17 protein-coding genes are annotated in these 19,869 nt (G+C 61.2%); 15 read left to right on the top strand and 2 right to left on the bottom strand.

Annotated elements, in window-relative coordinates:
* The first annotated feature begins 368 nt into the window (after positions 1 to 368).
* From dnaK to QF015_RS02340, 8 genes are all read left to right on the top strand, one after another.
* On the top strand, positions 369 to 2,267 hold the full coding sequence (gene dnaK, locus QF015_RS02375) for a molecular chaperone DnaK (protein WP_310205291.1): 1,899 nt from the start codon (positions 369 to 371) through the stop codon (positions 2,265 to 2,267).
* 8 nt (positions 2,268 to 2,275) lie between these two features.
* Positions 2,276 to 2,818, top strand: coding sequence for a nucleotide exchange factor GrpE (locus QF015_RS02370; protein WP_310205290.1), 543 nt, complete (start codon positions 2,276 to 2,278; stop codon positions 2,816 to 2,818).
* Positions 2,811 to 3,752: a J domain-containing protein gene (locus QF015_RS02365; protein ID WP_310205287.1), complete on the top strand. Its 942-nt coding sequence runs from the start codon at positions 2,811 to 2,813 to the stop codon at positions 3,750 to 3,752. The genes QF015_RS02370 and QF015_RS02365 overlap by 8 nt, the downstream gene beginning before the upstream one ends.
* Positions 3,749 to 4,063 (top strand): chaperone modulator CbpM, encoded by a 315-nt coding sequence (locus QF015_RS02360; RefSeq protein WP_429386618.1) that lies wholly within the window; start codon positions 3,749 to 3,751, stop codon positions 4,061 to 4,063. The genes QF015_RS02365 and QF015_RS02360 overlap by 4 nt, the downstream gene beginning before the upstream one ends.
* Positions 4,060 to 6,696 (top strand): ATP-dependent chaperone ClpB, encoded by a 2,637-nt coding sequence (gene clpB / locus QF015_RS02355; RefSeq protein ID WP_429386616.1) that lies wholly within the window; start codon positions 4,060 to 4,062, stop codon positions 6,694 to 6,696. Before QF015_RS02360 ends, clpB begins: the two co-directional genes overlap by 4 nt.
* Entirely contained in the window at positions 6,693 to 7,121 is a 429-nt protein-coding gene (gene trxA, locus QF015_RS02350; protein WP_429386614.1) for a thioredoxin, read from the top strand. The genes clpB and trxA overlap by 4 nt, the downstream gene beginning before the upstream one ends.
* Positions 7,122 to 7,457: 336 nt before the next feature.
* Complete coding sequence (locus QF015_RS02345; protein ID WP_429386612.1) at positions 7,458 to 8,036, top strand: WxL domain-containing protein; 579 nt, start codon at positions 7,458 to 7,460, stop codon at positions 8,034 to 8,036.
* 148 nt (positions 8,037 to 8,184) lie between these two features.
* Positions 8,185 to 9,171, top strand: a complete 987-nt coding sequence (locus QF015_RS02340; RefSeq protein WP_429386610.1) for a WxL protein peptidoglycan domain-containing protein — start codon at positions 8,185 to 8,187, stop codon at positions 9,169 to 9,171.
* A gap of 185 nt (positions 9,172 to 9,356) precedes the next feature.
* On the opposite strand, the gene QF015_RS02335 is transcribed toward QF015_RS02340, so the two are convergent.
* Both QF015_RS02335 and QF015_RS02330 read right to left on the bottom strand, forming a co-directional pair.
* Positions 9,357 to 10,385 (bottom strand): helix-turn-helix domain-containing protein, encoded by a 1,029-nt coding sequence (locus tag QF015_RS02335; protein ID WP_429386608.1) that lies wholly within the window; start codon positions 10,383 to 10,385, stop codon positions 9,357 to 9,359.
* A 284-nt stretch (positions 10,386 to 10,669) separates the two neighbouring features.
* A complete protein-coding gene (locus tag QF015_RS02330) occupies positions 10,670 to 11,941 on the bottom strand; it encodes an ROK family protein (RefSeq protein WP_429386606.1) in 1,272 nt (423 codons plus the stop codon).
* Between the two features lie 249 nt (positions 11,942 to 12,190).
* Here QF015_RS02330 and QF015_RS02325 point away from each other — a divergent pair, with 249 nt between their 5' ends.
* The 7 genes from QF015_RS02325 to QF015_RS02295 all read left to right on the top strand — a co-directional run bounded on the left by QF015_RS02325 (position 12,191) and on the right by QF015_RS02295 (position 19,859).
* Positions 12,191 to 13,327 carry a Gfo/Idh/MocA family protein gene (locus QF015_RS02325; protein WP_310205265.1) on the top strand — a complete coding sequence of 379 codons (1,137 nt, stop codon included), beginning with the start codon at positions 12,191 to 12,193 and terminating at the stop codon, positions 13,325 to 13,327.
* The gene (locus QF015_RS02320) at positions 13,324 to 14,367 is read left to right on the top strand and encodes a Gfo/Idh/MocA family protein (protein ID WP_310205262.1); all 1,044 of its coding nucleotides are present in this window, start codon (positions 13,324 to 13,326) and stop codon (positions 14,365 to 14,367) included. The genes QF015_RS02325 and QF015_RS02320 overlap by 4 nt, the downstream gene beginning before the upstream one ends.
* A 43-nt stretch (positions 14,368 to 14,410) precedes the next feature.
* On the top strand, positions 14,411 to 15,529 hold the full coding sequence (locus tag QF015_RS02315) for an ABC transporter permease (protein ID WP_310205260.1): 1,119 nt from the start codon (positions 14,411 to 14,413) through the stop codon (positions 15,527 to 15,529).
* A 73-nt stretch (positions 15,530 to 15,602) separates the two neighbouring features.
* Positions 15,603 to 16,592, top strand: a complete 990-nt coding sequence (locus tag QF015_RS02310) for a sugar ABC transporter substrate-binding protein (protein WP_429386603.1) — start codon at positions 15,603 to 15,605, stop codon at positions 16,590 to 16,592.
* Between the two features lie 75 nt (positions 16,593 to 16,667).
* The gene (locus tag QF015_RS02305) at positions 16,668 to 17,519 is read left to right on the top strand and encodes a sugar phosphate isomerase/epimerase family protein (protein WP_310205254.1); all 852 of its coding nucleotides are present in this window, start codon (positions 16,668 to 16,670) and stop codon (positions 17,517 to 17,519) included.
* Positions 17,512 to 18,366, top strand: coding sequence for a sugar phosphate isomerase/epimerase family protein (locus QF015_RS02300; RefSeq protein ID WP_429386600.1), 855 nt, complete (start codon positions 17,512 to 17,514; stop codon positions 18,364 to 18,366). Before QF015_RS02305 ends, QF015_RS02300 begins: the two co-directional genes overlap by 8 nt.
* Positions 18,363 to 19,859 carry a sugar ABC transporter ATP-binding protein gene (locus QF015_RS02295; RefSeq protein WP_429386599.1) on the top strand — a complete coding sequence of 499 codons (1,497 nt, stop codon included), beginning with the start codon at positions 18,363 to 18,365 and terminating at the stop codon, positions 19,857 to 19,859. The genes QF015_RS02300 and QF015_RS02295 overlap by 4 nt, the downstream gene beginning before the upstream one ends.
* Positions 19,860 to 19,869: the final 10 nt, after the last annotated feature.

Raw genomic sequence — 19,869 nt, 5'->3', positions numbered from 1 at the left:
ATTCGGCCCGGCGAGCGAGGTGCACCAGATAAAGCCCAGTAGTAGACCTGGCTTGGTTGCCTGTCAAGTGGTCCACGTGCTGATGGCTCTCGTCGTGCTCCGCCACGAAATCGTTGGCCCCCTGCTTTCGACTTTACGTCCGTGGACTTTCCCCCTGACAGGTCAAGGCGCTGGAGCATATCTGACCTCATAGGGTCATGCGCAGCTCCCCGCCAAGGGGCAGACTCAACCTCATAAGACTGCATGACACTGCCACAGAAACCCTTTGAGCTTTTGGCTCAGCGGCATAGGCGTGTGTCATACGGTGCAGCAACCTCGGGCGGACGTCGTCGCAGGGCCGGTCGCGTCCTCTAGGACCGGAGTGGGTTATGGGCAAGGCAGTAGGCATTGATCTCGGAACAACCAACTCGGTGATAGCCGTCTGGGAAGGCGGGGAGGCCCGCGTCATTCCCAATGCGGAAGGAGCCCGGACGACTCCATCGGTTGTGGCTTACACCGACAGCGGGGAACGGCTTGTGGGGCAACTGGCCCGCAGGCAGGCGATCCTCAATCCTAAGGGAACCATCACGTCTGCCAAGCGATTCATTGGCCGGCACAGTGACGAAATAACGGATGAGGCCAAGGCAGTGAGTTTCGATGTCGTGGCGGACGACAACGGTGTGGCGCGTTTCCAAGTGCAGGGCAAGAAGGTCGCACCTGAGGAAGTGAGTGCGCTCGTTCTTCGTAAGCTGGTGGACGATGCTGCGAAGCAGTTGGGTGAGAAGGTAACGGAAGCAGTGATTACAGTTCCTGCGTACTTCAACGATGCGCAGCGCACCGCGACCAAGGACGCCGGCAAAATTGCCGGACTGGAAGTCCTACGGATCATCAACGAACCCACAGCAGCGGCATTGGCCTACGGCATTGACAAGCGTCAGCATGAGACGGTTTTGGTCTTTGACCTGGGCGGAGGAACCTTTGACGTGAGCCTGCTGGATGTCGGCGACGGCGTTGTGGAGGTCCGTTCCACGGCGGGAGACACGCACCTTGGCGGCGACGATTTCGACCGCCGCCTTGTCGATTACTTGGCCGACGATTTCCAGAAGCAGGAGGGCATCGACCTCCGGGCGGATGCGCAGGCGCTGCAACGTCTGTTCGAGGCGGCCGAGAAAGCAAAGGTCGAGCTAAGTTCGGTGACCCAGACTCAGGTCAACCTCCCCTTCGTCACTGCGGACGCCACCGGCCCAAAGCATCTGACCACCACCGTTCGGCGCTCGGTATTTGAAGACATCACTCATGACCTGGTGGAACGCACCATGGATCCGGTCAAACAGGCAATGACGGATGCCAAGGTGACCGCCAATGACATCGATGAAGTGATTTTGGTTGGCGGCTCCACCCGCATTCCGGCGGTACAAAACGTCGTCCGACGCCTGACCGGTGGAAAAGATCCGAACATGAGCGTGAATCCGGACGAAGTGGTGGCCATAGGTGCGGCGATTCAGGCCGGAGTGCTTAAAGGCGAGGTCTCGGACGTCTTGCTCCTGGACGTTGTGCCGCTGTCTTTGGGAGTCGAGACCCGTGGCGGCGTGATGACCAAGATCATCGAGCGCAACACAACCATCCCCGCAAGGCGCAGCGAAGTGTTCTCGACCGCTGACGATAACCAACCCGCAGTGGACGTCGTGGTGCTGCAGGGAGAGCGGGAACTGGCAGCCGATAATCGGGTCCTGGGCCGGTTCCAGTTGACTGATATCCGGCCCGCACCCCGCGGCGAACCGCAGGTGGAGGTCACGTTCGACGTCGACGCAAACGGAATTCTCAACGTCACCGCCCGCGACAAGGACACGGGCAAGGAACAAGGCATCACGATCAGCGAAGGCTCCAACCTGGACGCCAAGGAAGTCGAGAGAATGATTGCCGAAGCCGAGTCCCACAGAAGCGAGGATGTGCAGAATCGGGAGCGCATTGACACTCTCAATGAACTTGATGCGGTGGCTTACCGTGTTGAACGGGCCGTCAACGAACTGGGCGATGCAGTCCCGGTACACGATAAGGCCCGGGCAGAGCTCCTGGTTGGTCAGGCGCGGGACGCCGTCAGCAACCAAGCGGACGTTGGCGCCGCGAGGGAACTGATTTCCGAGCTTCAGCAGCTGCAGTCGGCGTTGAGTGCCTCGGCAGCATCGGTGGCCACTGCAGGGGACGGCCCGGGTCCTGCATCTCAGCCTGGGTTCTCCGACAATGTGGATGATGATGACATTGTCGATGCAGAATTCGATCGTGGCTAGGTACGGCCATGAGCGACCAAGCAGGGCCGGATGGGCTTGCCGATCCGGGAAGTGATGGGGCACGGGTGGCTGCTCCCGGAGAAGGGACAGCCGCGGCTGCAGGGCCGGCAGAAGCGCTGGCCAAAATGGAGGATCTTTGGCGCCGCGCCCTGGCTGACGCAGACAATATCCGAAAACGCGCCACTCGGGAGGCTTCGCAGGTAAAGGCCCAGGAGCGTGCAGCGGTTTCCCTGCAGTGGCTGCCTGTCTTGGACAATCTTGAACTTGCTCTTGTTCATGCCTCCTCTGCCGGGGACCAGCTCGTCGATGGCCTGGCCGCTATCCGTTCTCAGGCCATCGACATCCTGGCCCGCCTGGGGTACCCGCGGATCGAGGAAGAAAAAGTCCCCTTTGACCCTCGTGTTCACGAGGTGGTCAGCGTATCGGAGACGGACGAAGTTCCTCCCGGGACTGTGCTGACCGTCCTGCGCCCCGGCTACGGCGGGACGGATACCATTCTCCGTCCGGCCGCCGTCGTTGTGAGCCGGGCGGTGACCGCTGACCGTGGCTAAGGATCACTACTCAGTTCTCGGTGTCCCGCGCACGGCGAAGCCGGATGCAATCCAGCGGGCTTACCGCAAACTGGCAAGAAAATACCACCCGGACGTCAACCGGGAGCCGGATGCTGCTGACAGATTTAAGGAGATCGGCGAGGCATACGATACCTTGTCGGATCCCGAAACCAGGGCGCGCTATGACCGGTTCGGCGCGGATTACCGCCAGTATGCCGGCCGCGGTCCTGATCCAGACGGCGGTGGCACGGGGTGGGGTTCCCGTGGTCCGGGTACGGGGCCGCGCCCGGCACGCGGCGCTTACGGCGGCGCTCATGGCGATATGGGAGGCGACGTTGATTGGGAGGACCTGCTGGGCGGCTGGTTCCGGCAGCAGGCAGCGGGACCGTCCCAAGGGCCCGACCACGAAGCCGAGCTTCGGCTCACCCTCGAAGAATCGATCCGCGGCGGACGGCGTACCATCCGCCTGGCCCAGCCGGGCGGGGAAGTCCGGAATTACGACGTCGACGTGCCCGCCGGTGTGCTGGACGGCCAGCGCATCCGCCTCGCGGGGGAGGGCGCCGCGGGCCGGGAGGGGGGCCCTGCGGGGGATCTATTCCTGACAGTACGCATTCAGCCGGATCCTCGATACCGGCTCGAGGGCCGGGACATTCACTTCGACCTTCCCGTTACACCGTCAGAAGCCGCTCTTGGGGCCAAGATCAAGGTCAACGCGCCGGCTGGCCCTGTCACTATCACCGTACCCGGGGGCTCTTCCAGCGGACGCAGACTTCGGCTCCGGGGGCAGGGCATGCCCGACACGAAGGGCCACGCAGGGAACCTCTACGCGGAGATCCACGTCATGGTGCCGCCGCAGCTGAGCCGTGAGGTGCGCAAGCTATACGAAGATCTTGCCGCCGTGTCCGACTTTAACCCGAGGGAGGGGCTGCTATGAGCCGACAATATCCGCTTGCTTATCCTTGGCGCCTGAATCTCGAGGCGGTGGCCCAGAGCAGCGGCGCCCATCCCGACGTCGTTATGCGGTTCGTAGATCTGGACCTGATCCGGCCGCTGGGCGATGCGCCGGGCGGACCGTGGTTCAGCCCCCGGGCCCCGGAACTCATAGCACGCGTTATGAGGCTCCACTCAGAGCTGTCGCTGAACTACGCAGCAATCCCGCTGGTCCTGGATCTGCTGGTGCAGGTCGACTCGCTTGAACGACGACTGGTTGAAATCACGCAGGCGGAAGGGACAGCTTCACGATGAATATGGAGAGTTTGACTCAAAAGTCGCAGGAGGCGTTGGCTGAGGCGCAGCAAATAGCCCAACGCAACGGACACACTGAGACCGACGGCGAACACCTGCTGCTGGGCCTGCTGGAGCAGGAGAATGGCCTTGTCCCGCGACTGCTCGTGGGCATGCAGGTGGAAGTGGATGAGCTGAAGGGCGCCGTCGAAGCCGAGCTGAGGCGCAAGCCGAAAGTTACGGGCCCGGGAGCAGCGCCGGGCCAGGTGTATGTGAGCCGCAGGCTGTCCGCGCTCCTGGACGCCGCCGAACGTGAAGCTAAACGGCTCAAAGACGAGTACGTCTCGGTGGAGCACCTGCTGGTCGCACTGGCGGAGGAAGGCCGGTCCACTCCAGCTGGCCGGGTATTGGCGGAGCACGGCATCACCCGCGAGGCGTTCCTGTCGGTCCTGACCCAGGTCAGGGGAAACCAGCGGGTTACGTCGGCAACGCCGGAACAAACCTATGAGGCTCTGGAGAAGTACGGTCGCGATCTTGTGGCGGACGCACGTACCGGAAAGCTGGATCCGGTCATCGGCCGCGACGCGGAAATCCGGCGGGTTGTCCAGATACTGTCACGCAAGACCAAAAACAACCCGGTGCTTATCGGCGAGCCTGGAGTCGGCAAAACCGCCATTGTGGAGGGACTGGCCCAGCGGATCGTCCGGCAGGATGTGCCCGAAGGCCTAAAGAACAAGACCATTTTCTCCCTGGACTTGAGTGCCCTCGTGGCCGGTGCAAAGTACCGCGGCGAATTCGAAGAGCGGTTGAAGGCAGTGTTGGCCGAGGTGCTGGCGGCAGAAGGCAGGATCCTGCTCTTCGTGGACGAACTGCACACCGTCGTCGGAGCTGGCGCTTCTGAGGGGTCGATGGACGCCGGCAACATGCTGAAGCCCATGCTGGCGCGCGGGGAACTGCACATGATCGGCGCCACTACGCTCGACGAATACCGCAAGCACATCGAGTCTGACGCTGCCTTGGAGCGCCGTTTCCAGCCGGTCACGGTTGACGAGCCCGTCGTCGAGGACGCCATATCCATCCTTCGAGGTTTGCGGGAGCGGCTTGAGGTATTCCACGGCGTACGGATCCAGGACAGTGCCCTGGTGGCTGCGGCTACACTGTCTCATCGATACATCACGGACCGGTTCCTTCCAGACAAGGCCATCGACCTCGTGGATGAAGCGTGCGCGCGGCTCAGGACAGAAATTGATTCGATGCCGGCGGAACTGGATGAGCTCACCCGAAAGGTCACGAGGCTCGAAATCGAAGAGGCGGCACTCGCCAAGGAGACCGACCCGGCCAGCAAGGCCCGGCTCGAGGAGCTGAGGCGTGAATTGGCTGACCTGCGCGCCGAGGCTGATGCGAAGAGGGCCCAGTGGGAAGCCGAGCGCCAGGCGATCCACAAGCTGCAGGCAACACGCAGCGAACTGGAGCGCGCGCGGATGGAGGCCGAGGAAGCCGAGCGTAATTACGACCTCAATCGGGCGGCAGAGCTCCGCTACGGCCGACTTGCCGACCTCGAACGGCGGCTGGCGGCCGAGGAAGAACGGCTGACGGCGAAACAGGGTGAAAAGCGCTTGCTCCGCGAGGTGGTGACTGAGGACGAGATCGCCGACATTGTCGCGGCCTGGACCGGGATACCAGTGGCCCGGCTGAAGCAGGGCGAACGTGAAAAAGTTCTCCATTTGGATGAGATCCTGCGTGCCCGCGTCGTGGGACAGGAAGAAGCGATTACGGCCGTGTCCGACGCCATCATCCGCGCACGGTCCGGTATCCGGGATCCCCGCCGGCCCATCGGCTCCTTCATTTTCCTCGGCCCCACCGGCGTCGGGAAGACGGAGCTTGCCAAGGCTCTGGCTGCATCGCTATTCGACAGCGAGAGTGCAATGGTCCGGCTGGATATGAGCGAGTACCAGGAGCGCCACACGGTGAGTCGTCTGCTGGGGGCGCCGCCCGGCTACATCGGCTACGACGAAGGAGGACAGCTTACGGAAGCGGTACGCCGTCGACCATATTCGGTGGTGCTTTTCGACGAGGTGGAAAAGGCCCACCCGGATATTTTCAACGCCCTGCTGCAGGTCCTCGACGACGGACGGATAACCGACTCGCAGGGCCGGACGGTCGATTTCCGCAACACCGTCATCATCATGACCTCCAATATCGGCTCCCAGTATCTTTTGGAAGGTTCGGCCGAAGGCGGGACGATCACTGAGGCGGCGCGCGGAATGGTGTTGGGTGAGCTCCGGGCGCATTTCCGCCCCGAGTTCCTTAATCGGGTCGACGACACGGTCTTGTTCGCGCCGTTGGGGCTGCCACAAATCGAACGAATCGTTGACCTGCTGTTCGAGCAGCTGCGGCGGCGGCTGGCCGAGCAGCAGATAGAGCTGCGTCTGAGTGAGGAGGCACGCCTCCTGATTGCCGAACGTGGCTTCGACCCGGTCTACGGAGCCCGGCCCTTGCGCCGCTATATTTCCCATGTTGTGGAAACACAGGTGGGTCGGGCCCTGCTGCGCGGCAGCATCGCGGAGGGCGGCGTGATCACGGTGACCGTATCCGGAAGCGAACTCGTGGTTGAATACAGCTCGATGGAGTTTGAGGAGGCCGCAACCACATGAACAAGGCCATCATCAAATGTCCCCATTGCGGCAAGTCAAACCGGGTTCCGGCCGCGGCCGACGGCCGGCCACGCTGTGGGAACTGCCGCCGTGAGCTTCCCTGGGTGGTTGCAGCGGGCGACGACGACTTCAGCGCGATCGCCGAACAGGCCGGAGTTCCGGTATTGGTGGACTTTTGGGCGGTGTGGTGCGGACCGTGCAGGATGGTGAGCCCCGTGCTGGACACGTTGGCACACGAACGCGCTGGGCAGATCAAACTTGTGAAGGTCGATGTGGACCACTCGCCACAGCTCTCCGCCAGGTTCGCGATACAGGCCGTGCCGACGTTGATGGTCATCGTTGAGGGCAAGATCGTCGCGAGGCAGGCCGGCGCGGCTCCTGCTCCTGTGTTGAGGTCCTGGTTGGAGGAGGCACTCGCGAAATAGCCCGGGAAAAGCTTTCGACGGCGGGCAGGGGTGTCCGCCGTCGTGCTTTTCCGGGCTGCCCGCGTCCAGCCGTAAATGACTGAAAAGAATCCCAGCGTCTGACTTACCCACAGAGAAGAATTATCAATTTTGAAGCCTTCTCATCTGGTATCCAGACGCCCACTGACCGCTTTGCACGAAGCGATGCTTTTACGGTAAATGTCTGCATGAATTGAAGTCTCCAGAACTGTTTTGCGACATCAGGATTCGTAAACTAAATTCACGCTGATCATCGGGTTCCCCGCACCGGCGGGACGCGTGTTTTCACTCTTGCCACCCCAAACACAGGAAACAACCATGCGCAGAATTACCAAACTCTCGGCCATCTTCGCCACGGGCGCTGTCGCTCTGACCGTCGGACTGACCCCCGCCTCGGCTGACGACGTTGACTCCACGATCTCCGGCGGCACGCTGACCGCCACCACCTACGGAGCCACCCTGACAGGGGTCACCCTGGACGGGTCGAACTCCCAGACCTCCACGGGCAATGCCTCCTCGGAGTGGACTATCACCGATGCCCGCGGCACGGGCTCGGCGTGGGCTCTTTCGGTGAGCGCATCCATCCCGACAAGCGCCGCAGGAGCCGATGAATCCACCCCACGCACTATCCCGGTTGGCGGCCTGACGATTACACCCGGCACCATCACGGCGGGCGCCGGTTCGGACTCAGCAGGGACCATCGCAGCTCCGGCACTGGCCCTGTCAACGTCCTCCCAGGCTCTGGTCTCCACTGTGGGCCAGAACATGGGAACATACACACTGACGCCAGCGTTCAGCCTCGCGATTCCGGCCAACGCCTACCGCTCCAATTACGCTGTTGGTTCCAGCGGTGCCTTGAACCCCTACACCTCCACCATCACTTACACCATGGGCTAAACCGCGCGGCCTGTCCGTTTCGCCTTTGCACGGCAAACGGGCGGGCCGGCCAGCGGGCAACATCCGCTGCTGGCAGAACAGCCCTTTACCTTCCGCATCACTGCAGCACAATTCCCGCTTATCCGGGTGCTTTTAGGACTGAGAAAACGTGAAAACACTGTCCCCACGCCGGCCCGCGCGAGTGATCATTGCCCTGGCGTTGCTGGTCCTGGATATTCTCCTCATGGCCGACCCGGTTTCCGCGGTCGATAACGGGACCTTGGGCATCCGCCCGGAGAAAGAATCGGACTTCTTCCACCTGTCCCTCTATCCCGGGGCCAAGACGGAGGCCACTGCGGTTGTCTCCAACCACACGTCCTCGCCTGTGACCCTGCTGACCTACCCCGTGGACGGGGAAAACACAGTGCAGGGAACTTTCGCGATGGCCGCGCAGTCCGCCCCCCGCGAAGGTGTCGGCGCATGGGTCGAGCTTGATATGGAACGCGTCACCGTCCCGGCCAACACGGACCTGAAAGTTCCCTTTCGCCTTACCGTTCCCCAAGGCACACCTCCCGGAGACTATGCAGGAGGGCTCATCATCCAAAGCCCTACCGTCCAGGGCGAGATCACGGCAGTGAGTGGCGATACCGCCGTTCGGCTGGACACGATCCAACGCCAAGGCGTGCGTATTTACCTCAACGTTGCCGGCACCGCTGCTAAATCGTTGGCCCACGGCGGTCTGAGCTGGCAACGAAACGGGGAGAACCTCGACTTCATACTGCCGGTACGCAACACCGGTAACACCATCCTCAATCCATCCGCTTATATGAACCTCTCGGGTTGGCCCGCCACAGCGACGAGGTTGGAATTCGACACACCCGATGGCCTCCTTCCAGGAGCGAGCATTGACCTGCACGCCACGCTTGCGGGGGCACCCATGATCCAGAGTGGTGCGGCCGAGGCAACGGTGACCTCAGAGGCCGGCACCGCTCAGGCGGGCTTGCGCGTTTTCTACGCACCGTGGCCACTCCTTGTCATTGGCCTGGTCTGCTTTGCTGCCGCCTTCTACGGGGCGTGGAGGACTTTCCGTTTCATTCGCCGCGCCCGCATTGCGCTTTCCCAGCTAAAGTCCATGGGGAACGCGGCACCTCATTAACGCGCCGGCGCCCCTACCCGAGTGGTCCCGTCTGCGCCCCTGGGCAAGGAAACGGCAAACCGCCCTCCGCTGCAGTAACCTCCTCCTGGCCCCAAAGAAGTGTGACCCCGCTGATCCAGGCGGCGGAACTGCTGCGGCTGGGCCAGGTTCGAACAGCGCGTTGTTGGCGTCAATCGATGGCCTGATCAAGTTGCAGAATTGAGTCTCTGCCGCAGTTGTTGCAGTGCCATATGAACGACGGGCTCGGATTTATGGATCTCTCTGATATTCATCCCGCTAAACTCTTTGATTGCCCGGCGCATGCTTTGTACGTTGGTAAATCCGCAGCGTGTCGCAATTTCTGAGTAAGTGATTCTTTGGGCATCGGCTTGAAGCAGGAGCTCAAGTGCTTTCCGCGTTCGCAGGGCGCGAATTCGCTCACCCAGATGGAGTTCTTCAGTCTCAAAAAAGTAGAACAAGGAGCGACGGGAGAGATTGAACTTACCGGCGACCATTGCCACGTCCAGATTTGGGTTGTCGTAGCTGGTCTCAAGGTACTTCTTTACCGCCCGGCTTAGTGCCGGTTTCTGTGTCTCATCGTCGATCGGTGATTCGAGAAGGGACCCCACCAAGGTTGCCATGACGGATCGGAGGATCTCGCCGGTTGTTGATGCCTCACTGTCGATGCCCGGTCTCTTCCAACTCATCAAGGCGGGGATCACGAAGGTGCCCACAATTGGGTGGCTTGCAAGGTCAGGCAGGCGAAGAAGGGAGCGCAGTCCGCCTTCGCTGACATTCAGACTGATGCGGTCTATGTTGAGCTGCTGTGCGTGAAACCCTTCGGGCGCATCGAAACTGCCGCCCAGCGACGTATCGATGAATCTCACCGAGCCCGTCGGAATCGGCTCGGGTATGCCGTTGAGATCCAGGGTCAGGCCTGGAGCCTTACGGAAGTATGCCAGACGCAGATCCGTGGAGTCCGGATTCGGCGCCCAAAAGCCCAGCGCGGGGGTGTTGTGCATCTCTATGAGGCTGAAGCCCGGTCCGGCAAGATTAATGGCTGAGGGACTGGCGGACGCAGGACTCTCACCTTCTGACCTTTCCAGCCGCATCGGTGTTTCCACGGCGTTGCCGTACCACACCCGCCAATGCTCAAACCTTTGTTCGGGAGTGAGCCCTTCCGGCACTGCATATCGTCGCACACGGGCGCGGTTCCCGTCATCAGATTGAGGCATGTCATCCTCCTTCACCAGCTGAGCATCGAGGCAGTCGTGCGAGCTGGCACGGCGCCCTAAGGAAGCGGTTAAGGTGACTTGTCAGACCGACCGAAAATGGGGTCCGCTGGTAGGTCAATTTTACCTCTGGACGCACCTTCGGCTTGCTCGATGATGTACTTATCTTGGTGCTGGCCGGACGTGGCAGCGCATGTCCTACAGAGGGTGCGTACTCGGAGAAAGGGCCCCGTGCCGGCCCGTCCAAACCTGCGCGCCTGTCCAGCCGAAGACGCGGTGGGCGTTCGTCACGCAGGTGCGTCCTGCCAGTGTTGAGCCGTCGTCTCAAGGAGTAGCCGTGGTGCCGGGGGAGTGGGCTCCTCTTCCTGCCGATTGACATGTTCGTGTCCGCCGGAGAGCAGTTTGGCTGCCAGTTGATTTACCCGGTGGGGGGAGAGGACATGCTCGACGGCCAAGATGCTGGCCCCAACCACTCCGGCTTCCGGCCCGGTTGCGGATTGGGTGATGTTCAGGTGCTGGGTCGCCAATGGCGTTGAGCGTGCGTAGACCGTTTCGCGTATTCCTGCCATGAGGTGTTCTCCGGATTGGGCAAGCGAGCCGCCTACAACAATCAGGGAGGGGTTGATGAAGCTCACGCACATGTTGAGCATTTCTCCGATGTCGCGGCCTGCCTGGCGGACCGCTTGGATAGCCGCCGGATTCCCGGAACGAACGAGCGAAACCACGTCGCTTCCAGTGATCGATTCCAGTCCGCTCTTGCGGAGCTGAGCGGCGATGGCCGGCGCGCCCGCTATGGCTTCCAGACAGGCACTCTTGCCACACCGACAGAAAACTCCTGCCCCCCGGGAAACAGCAATATGGCCGACGTCTCCAGCGACACCTGCCGCGCCGCGCTGTAATTCTCCACCGCTAACCACTCCCGATCCGATGCCAGTTGCGACCTTGAGAAAGATCATGTTCTCCTCGTTTGGCCATCGGGTCGCCCTCTCACCAAGTGCCATAAGGTTGACATCGTTATCGACGAGGACGGGCACACCCAAGGTTCGCTGAACGTAGGCGGGAACATCGAATCCGTCCCAGCCTGGCATGATCGGGGGGCTCGTCGGCTTACCTGTGGAGTGCTCAACGGGGCCGGGTAGTCCAATGCCGACTGCGATGACATCCTCAGTCGGGCGCCCCAGCACTTTCAAGTGTTCCTTCATCATTGCCAAAAGCCAGTCCAGGACCGCTTCGGGTCCGCGTGAAATCTCCAGCCGCTCAGTGGTTTCCACGAGTACCGTTCCTGACAGGTCCGTCAGTGCCACGGTGGCGTGTGTCGCGCCAACGTCTGCGGCCGCGACCAACTTTGCGCCCGGGTTGAAGGCCAGCCGCGCCGACGGGCGGCCACCAGTGGAAGGTGCCCCGGATACGGGAACCACCAGTTCCAATTTCAGGAGCGGCTCAAGGCGGGAACTGATGGCAGCTCTGCCCAACCCTGTTGTACCAGCCAAGTCTGCTCTGGTTCGTGGGTGTCCGTCTCGCAGGATTTGCAGAAGTTCGCCGGGTCCGCCGTTGTCCATGACACTCCAATTCGGGGCTCAAAAGAGGTTGTTGGTGAGCCTGAATTCTTGACACATCCGGCTCACAGGACCCTGAGGGCCTCATCTCCACTCAGTGTCGAGCTGCCCACTCGTTCCCGTCCACTCGATGAAGTGCTTAGCATCAAAAAGTGCAACTTGGGCGTGCATACGACCGCCATCAGCGTCAAAAGGTGCAGACTTTTGCTGAACCACTGACCGAAGTCACGTGCTGCGTGTCACTGTTTCGGCATGGAAAACCACAGAACCACGACAGCCCCCTCCCGGCTACGGGCCGGGTTTGTCGGCGCCGGGTTCATGGCGGAGGTGCACAGCCGAGCCGCCCGCGCTGCAGGGGCGGAAATCGCTGGCATAGTGTCCTCGAGCCGGGCCAGCGCCGACCGGGCCAAAGACCGTCTCGGTGTGCAGCAGGCTTACGCCTCCGTCCAGGACCTTATTGAGGACGACGCCATCGACGTCATCCACATCTGCACGCCCAACGATACTCATTACTTACTGGCTGAGACCGCGCTGAAAGCAGGCAAACATGTGGTCTGCGAGAAGCCTCTGGCCACCAATGTCCAGGACGCAACCGAACTCGTAGGGCTGGCCGCCAGGGCCCGGACTGTTGCGACCGTTCCCTTCGTCTACCGCTTCCATCCGATGATCCGGGAAGCCCGGGAACGCATTGCATCAGGGCAAACGGGACGGATCTCTACCATCCAGGGCTCCTACCTTCAGGATTGGCTTCTCTCTCAGGACGACGATAACTGGCGGGTGGACGCCGTTCGGGGTGGGCCCTCCCGGGCGTTCGCCGATATCGGCTCCCACCTCTGCGACCTTGTGGAATTTGTCAGCGGTGAACGGATAACGAAAGTCGGCGCCCTGAGCCGGACCCTCTTCTCGGGCCGGGCGAAGAACAAGGACATCCAGACTGAGGACCTCGTTGCCGCTGTTTTCACCACTGAATCCGGCACCGTGGGAAATCTCCTGGTCAGTCAAGTCGCACCTGGACGAAAGAACCGGCTCATGATCGAGATCGCGGGTTCAGAGGGCACCCTCCAGTTCGACCAGGAAGCCCCGGAAACGTTGTGGCTGGGTAAACGGACGGGCTCCCAATTGCTTGTCCGTGACCCGGGGGCGCTTAGCCCGCAAGCCGCGCGGCTCAGTGTTCTCCCGGCCGGCCATCCGCAGGGTTATCAGGATGCGTTCAATGCGTTTGTCGCCGACACCTATGCCGCCATCGGCGGTGACGTCCGCGACGGCCTGCCAACGTTCCAGGACGGCCTCAGGGCGGCCGTACTGACTGAAAGCATCATCAAATCCAGCAAGGACGGCGAGTGGGTCGACGTCCCGAATACAAAAGAACTAGAAGGAGCACTTCAATGAAGATCATCCAAGTGGGTCTCGGCGCCTGGGGCGCCTCATGGCTGGACGTGATTCACAACAGCAAAAGTTGGGAACTGGCAGGAGTTGTCGACGTCAACCCCGATGCCGCGGGGGCCGCAGGCGAACAGTACGGAATCCCCGCCTACGCCACCATCGAAGATGCGCTGAACCATAAGGACACTTTCGACGCCGCGTTGGTTATCGTTCCACCCGAGTACCACGCAGCCGTGGCCATCCCGGCACTGGAAGCAGGCGTACACACACTCATTGAGAAGCCACTTGCCCACAGCCTTGAAGACGGTATCCGGATTATCGCAGCGGCAGAGAAATCCGGTAAACACGCCATGGTGTCACAGAACTACCGTTTCAAGCGCGCCGCGCGCACTGTTCAGCGCCTCATCCGTGACGGCATCATCGGTGACCTTGAGCACGTATTCATCGATTACAAGAAGAACCCTCCGTTCGAGGGATTCCGCCTTGAAATGGACGAACCCCTCATCGTCGACGCCATGATCCATCACCTTGATCAGCTCCGTGGCATCGTCGGGCTGGAACCCGTCTCAGTCCGTGCACGGTCTTGGAACACTGGCACCTCCAGATTCAAGGGCAACGCCTCCGCGGTGGTGCAGTTCGACTGCGACAACGGTGCCCGCGTCGTTTATACGGGTTCATGGAGCTCATACGGGCCGCAGACCAGCTGGGACGGCGACTGGGAAATCCAAGGCAGCAAGGGCGCCATTACCTGGAAGAACAACGAAGTTACCATCAACTTCGCTTCGCTGTTCGACACCGTGTTCCTCGCAGGCGCAGTGGAACGCTCCGGGGTCATGCACGTTGAGCTGGACCCCCTCCCGGTCGAGGAACGCCTGGGCACTCTCGCAGCATTCCGCGAGGCCATCGAATCAGGGCAGACGGCAGAGACGGACGTCTCCGACAACATCCAGAGCCTGCAACTGGTCATGGCCACGGCTGACTCCGCCCGGCAAGACGGCGCGCCTATTCCCCTCAAAACCAACGCCGAACTCTTCGGCAGCCACTAGCACTTCCGACCGAGGAAGTATCGAATTGACTGGAGATACAATCATGCAGCCAAAAACAGCCACCGGCTTGTCCGGTCAGGTTTCCGGGAAGGCTGGCCCCGGAGAATCCCAAGTGGAGTCCCGTTCACGGCTTTCCGGCGTCGGCGACTTCATCGGTGCGCAGGGCCTGCTCGTCGTCGTCCTGCTCTTCGGTGTACTGCTGACGTTCCTCAGCCCGGTATTCCTGACCACAGTCAACCTGGTGAACCTGCTCTACCAGTGCACGATCCTCGGTGTGTTCGCCATCGGCATGACCTTCGTGATCCTTACCGGCGGCATCGACGTCTCTGTAGGATCGACGGCTGCCCTGTCGTCCGTGCTGTCCATGGGCGTGATCGTCAACATGAATATGCCGCCGGCAATAGGGCTCCTGACCGGACTTGTGGTTGGCGCCGGAGTCGGAGCCATCAATGGGCTGATGGTGACGAAGCTGGGCATATCACCGCTGATCGCAACCCTGGCAACACTTTCCGCCGGGTCGGGGATCGCCTTCGCGTACTCCGACGGCGGCAATATCACCCCTGTACCGAAGGTGCTCACCGATGTGGTCAGCGCTAAAATCGCAGGAATTCCCTTGCTCATACCCGCTGTTCTGGTGCTGGCCTTCCTGGCCTACCTGGCCCTCACCCGCACCACCTACGGACGCTCCATCTACGCCGTCGGCGGCAACAAGGAAGCAGCCCTGCTTGCAGGTATCCGCGTCGACCGTGTCACGATGAACGCCTACATCATCGCCGGTCTCTCGGCGGGAATGGCAGGGCTCCTGCTCACCGGGCGTCTGGCCTCCGGAAGCCCGCGTGCCGGCGATGGGATTGAACTCACCGTCATCGCCGCCGTCGTCATCGGCGGAACCAGCCTCTTCGGCGGCCAAGGAAACATCAAGGGCACGCTGCTCGGCGTGCTGCTGATTGCGATGGTGTCCAACGCCGTGAACCTGCTGGGCATCCCCTCGTCCTACGACCGCATTGTCCAAGGCGTCGTCATTTTCGCGGCGGCTGCACTGGACGTGTACCGCTACAAGTACGTCCAAAAGAACCTCTCACGGAAACGCAAGATCGGACCGCCGCCGTCGAAAGACGCGGAGGGTGCCGTCGCGCCCCACACTTCCGGAGCGCCCGCCTAATACCTTCCGGCTAGTCCCACCGGGCCCGTGCATCCCAGCACCCAGTGGAATCATCAACAGAAAGAGTAAGTCAATGAAGACCTCACCCAAACTGGCGGTCCTGGCGGCAGTCTCCGCCGCAACCATCGCCCTGTCTGGCTGCGGCGCACCAAGCGCCGCGCAGGAAGCACACGACGGGACGAAGACAAAGAAGATCGCCGTCTTGCTTTACAGCCAGAGTTTCGAATTCATGGTTGCCCTCGGGCAGGGCGTCAAGGATAGGGCAAAGGAACTCGGCGTAGAGGTCACAGTCCTTGATGCCAAAGGCGACTCCAGCACTCAAATCAGCCAGATCCAAGACCAGCTCGCCCAAGGTGTTGACGGCATTGTCCTGAGCCCCAACAACTCCGCTGAACTGGTTCCCGGAGTCCAGATGATTCACGATGCCGGCAAGACCGTCACCACAGTGGACTCGGTAATTCCGGGCGAGATCGCCGACGCTGCCGTGGCCTTCGACAACGAGAAGGCAGGCAAGCTCGGCGCCGAAGCCTTGGCCAAGCTGATGGGAGACAAGGGAACTGTTCTTGAATACCAGGGAGCCAAGGGCGCTTACCACGCGATTCTGCGTGGCAAAGGCTTCAGCGACGGCATAAAGCAGTTCCCCGGCATCAAGGTCATCGGTCGTGATGCGCAGTGGACTGCAGACAACGCGCTGTCCCTGACGGTCGACAACTTCACCGCCGACTCGAGTATCAATGGCCTCTTTAGCCACAACGACGAAATGGTGCGGGGAATCGTCTCCGGCCTCTCCCAGATCAATAAGGACGCTCCGGTCGGAGCCGCAAACCACATCCCGCTCGTCGGAGTGGACGGCACACCTCTGGCCCTGGACCGGATCCGCAAGGGTGTCCAGGACGCCACGATGGACCAAAACCCGTTCGAGATGGGAGCACTGGCCCTGCAGGCGCAAGTTGATCTGCTTGACGGCAAGCAGGTGCCGAAGATGCAGCTGACCGACACCCAGCTCATCACCAAAGAGAATGTCGATGATCCTAAGCTCTGGGGCAACATCTTCAAGGACTAGAGCCCCCGGGCTACCGACGGCCGGGCCCGGACCCGAGCCCGGCCACACCAAACCACTTTCAATTCAAGGAGAAACGTGTCCCGCTTCAAGTATTCCTACAACGCCATCGTCTACTACCAGGAAGACATCGCCAAAGGTATCGACCGCGTCGCCCGTTATGGCTACGACGCCATCGAACTGGTCGGAGAACCGGCAACTCACAACGTCGACGAGATCAACAAGCTGACCAGCGACGCCGGTATCGGCGTTAGCTCGATCTGCAGCATCTGGTTTGGAGAGGAACGCGACCTGATCAACCCCAGCGCCGCCAACCGGCAAAAGGCGTTGGACTACGGCAAGTCGGTAGCCGACTTCGCCGCCGCCGTGGGAGCTCCGACCATCATCGTAGGGCCATCCCCGGTGGGCAAAACCGAAGCCCTGGCCAGCGATGAACAGGAATGGGAATGGGCTGTCGAGAACGTCCGTACACTGGGCGAATACGCTGCCAGCGTCGGCATCAACATTACCCTCGAACCGTGGAACCGCTACGAGACGCACTTCCTGAACCGGCTGGACCGCGCCGTTGAACTCCTGGACGCAACCGGTCTGGCAAACGGCGGCGTGCACGGTGACCTCTTCCACATGAACATCGAAGAAGACAGCATCCATGGAGCCTTCGCCCGTGCCGGCAGCAAGGTCAACCACGTTCACCTCGCTGACTCCAACCGGGCAGCCCCAGGCGTGGGACACATCGATTTCCGGCCGACACTGCAGACGCTGAAGGACATCAACTTTGACGGCTACCTGACCTTCGAACTCCTGCCCGCCGCATCGAACCCCTTCGCCATGATGGCGCGTGGGGGCCACCTGGAGTTCCTGGACCCGTACACCGAAAAGGCCATCAACGAAATGAAGAAGCTGGAACAGGAGCTGTGGCCCAATGAGTAAGTACGAATTCGGAGTCAGCACCTTCATCCTGGTCTCACCGTTCACCGACCAGGACGTTGATCAGTTCGACGTCGCCAAGGAGATGGGTTACGACCTGATTGAGGTCTGCATTGAAGACCCGGCCGTAGTCAGTGCGGAAGCACTGAAGAAGGCCTCGGAAAGGACTGGACTGCCGGTGTCCATCTGCGGTGCGTTCGGGCCGGACCGGGACGTCTCGCACGAAGACCCACAGAAGCGGCGGCAGGGAATTGACTATCTGAAACTCTGCGTTGACATCGCCCAAGCCGTGGGATCCCCCCACGTTGCAGGCCCGATGTACTCCGCAACCGGCAAAGCCCGGCTGCTTCCCCCGGAGGAACGCCGACAGCAGCGCCAGTGGGCGGCTGACAGCCTGCGTGAAGTGGCCGACTACGCTTCCGAACGTGGCGTCACCCTGGCCATAGAACCGCTAAATCGGTTCGAAACGGACCTTGTCAATACCGTCGAGCAGGGACTGGAACTTTGCGGGCTGATAGGCCGCGACAACGTAGGCCTGATGCTTGACACGTTCCACATGAACATCGAAGAGAAGAACATCGGTGCGGCCATCACCTCCGCCGGTGACAAGGTCTTCCACTTCCAAGTCTCAGAAAACGACCGTGGAACGCCTGGCAGCGGACATGTCCCGTGGTCCGAGACCTTTGACGCGCTGAAAACGATCGATTACCAAGGTTCCATTGTGGTCGAATCCTTCCTCCCGACCGTCGAGGAAATCGCCAAGGCCGTTTCGCTCTGGCGGCCGGTGGCACCGTCCATGGACGCGCTTGCCAGGGATGGACTGACCTTCCTGAGGAGGGAACTGCCGTGACCGGGACGCCCGGACGCGCTTCAGCAATCGTTGAAGCACGTAATCTCGTAAAACTGTTTCCGGGCGTCGTGGCCCTCTCCGGCATGAACTTTGAGCTTCATGCCGGAGAGGTGCACTGCGTCTGTGGTGAAAACGGAGCCGGAAAATCGACGCTGATCAAGACACTCAGCGGGTTCTACACTCCCGACGAAGGTGGCGTGTACGTGGACGGTGAATTGATGCCGTCCAGCACGGCGTCCTCCAAGGCCGCCGGGATCGCCACGATCTACCAGGAACACAACCTGGTCCCCGACCTTTCCGTAGCCGAAAATGTTCTTTTGGGAAACTGGGGTGGGCACAATGGCATCCTCTCCCGCCGGGAGATCCGCAAGCGGGCACGGAATGCTCTTGACCAGGTTGCACCCCATCTCAACCTCGACACCCCCGCAATGGCGCTCTCAACTGTGGACGGCCAGATGGTAGAAATTGCGCGCGCGATAGCCCAGGACGCAAGGGTGATCATCATGGATGAGCCAACCACCGCCTTGACCGAGCAAGACGTTGAAAAGCTGTACAAGCTCGTCAACCAGCTACGGGACAAGGGCCTTGCGATCATGTACGTTTCGCACAAACTGGAGGAAGTCTTCACCTTGGCCGACCGGATAACTGTCATCAGGGAAGGCAAGACCGTGGCCTCATCCGTCCCTGCGGATCAACTTGATCCTCGTTCCGTTGTGCAGCTGATGGTGGGCAGGGACGTGGAGCTTTACGAGCACATTCCCCGCGAACGCGGTGAACTTGTTCTCGAGGCGCGGGGTCTAAGCCTTGCCGGAGCCTTTGAGGACGTGAACATCCAACTGCATGCGGGGGAGATCGTTGGTCTGGCAGGACTTGTCGGCGCAGGCCGTACCGAGGTCGCCCGGTGCATCTACGGGGCAGATAAAGCCGACGGTGGAGCAGTGGAAATCAACGGCCGAAAACTTCGACTCCATGGCGCCTCTGCCGGCATCGCAGCCGGTATTGCCCTCGTGCCGGAGGAGCGAAAGCTGCAGGCCATCATCCCGATGCTCTCCATCCGCGAAAACACTACCCTGACGATGCTGAAAAAGATCAGCAAATGGGGCGTGATGCGGAGGGGCTACGAGCAGAAGATGGTCGGCGACTATATCAAGGAACTGGATGTCAGGACCCCGTCCGCGGAAACGCCCATACAGTCACTGTCCGGCGGTAACCAGCAAAAGGTCATTATCGCACGCTGCCTGGCCAGCAATCCCAAGGTCCTCATCCTGGATGAGCCAACTAAAGGCATCGATATCGGTGCGAAGGCCGAGATCCACCGCTTGATCGAACAGCTGGCCCGCAGAGGCGTAGCCGTACTCGTGATCTCCAGCGAACTCCCCGAGCTGCTCGAACTCTCCGACAGGGTCATGGTCATGCGGGCCGGCCGGGTAGTGGCGGAACTGGACAAGGCGCAAGCAACCAAAGAAAACGTCATTGCTTACGCCGCGGCGTAAGCAATCCGAC

The organism is Paenarthrobacter sp. TE4293, from assembly GCF_050435325.1.
In the GTDB taxonomy this organism is placed as follows: domain Bacteria; phylum Actinomycetota; class Actinomycetes; order Actinomycetales; family Micrococcaceae; genus Arthrobacter; species Arthrobacter nitroguajacolicus_C.
Note: the sequence above shows the minus strand (reverse complement) of the source record. Positions and strands in the feature narration are given on the sequence as shown.

Bases quoted from the DNA above. Each gene is read 5' to 3' on its own strand.
- dnaK (WP_310205291.1), top strand. From the start codon at position 369: ATGGGCAAGGCAGTAGGCATTGATCTCGGAACAACCAACTCGGTGATA.
- QF015_RS02345 (WP_429386612.1), top strand. From the start codon at position 7,458: ATGCGCAGAATTACCAAACTCTCGGCCATCTTCGCCACGGGCGCTGTC.
- QF015_RS02310 (WP_429386603.1), top strand. From the start codon at position 15,603: ATGAAGACCTCACCCAAACTGGCGGTCCTGGCGGCAGTCTCCGCCGCA.
- QF015_RS02320 (WP_310205262.1), top strand. From the start codon at position 13,324: ATGAAGATCATCCAAGTGGGTCTCGGCGCCTGGGGCGCCTCATGGCTG.
- QF015_RS02335 (WP_429386608.1), bottom strand. From the start codon at position 10,385: ATGCCTCAATCTGATGACGGGAACCGCGCCCGTGTGCGACGATATGCA.
- QF015_RS02325 (WP_310205265.1), top strand. From the start codon at position 12,191: ATGGAAAACCACAGAACCACGACAGCCCCCTCCCGGCTACGGGCCGGG.
- QF015_RS02360 (WP_429386618.1), top strand. From the start codon at position 3,749: ATGAGCCGACAATATCCGCTTGCTTATCCTTGGCGCCTGAATCTCGAG.
- QF015_RS02300 (WP_429386600.1), top strand. From the start codon at position 17,512: ATGAGTAAGTACGAATTCGGAGTCAGCACCTTCATCCTGGTCTCACCG.
- QF015_RS02330 (WP_429386606.1), bottom strand. From the start codon at position 11,941: ATGGACAACGGCGGACCCGGCGAACTTCTGCAAATCCTGCGAGACGGA.
- clpB (WP_429386616.1), top strand. From the start codon at position 4,060: ATGAATATGGAGAGTTTGACTCAAAAGTCGCAGGAGGCGTTGGCTGAG.
- QF015_RS02315 (WP_310205260.1), top strand. From the start codon at position 14,411: ATGCAGCCAAAAACAGCCACCGGCTTGTCCGGTCAGGTTTCCGGGAAG.
- trxA (WP_429386614.1), top strand. From the start codon at position 6,693: ATGAACAAGGCCATCATCAAATGTCCCCATTGCGGCAAGTCAAACCGG.
- QF015_RS02370 (WP_310205290.1), top strand. From the start codon at position 2,276: ATGAGCGACCAAGCAGGGCCGGATGGGCTTGCCGATCCGGGAAGTGAT.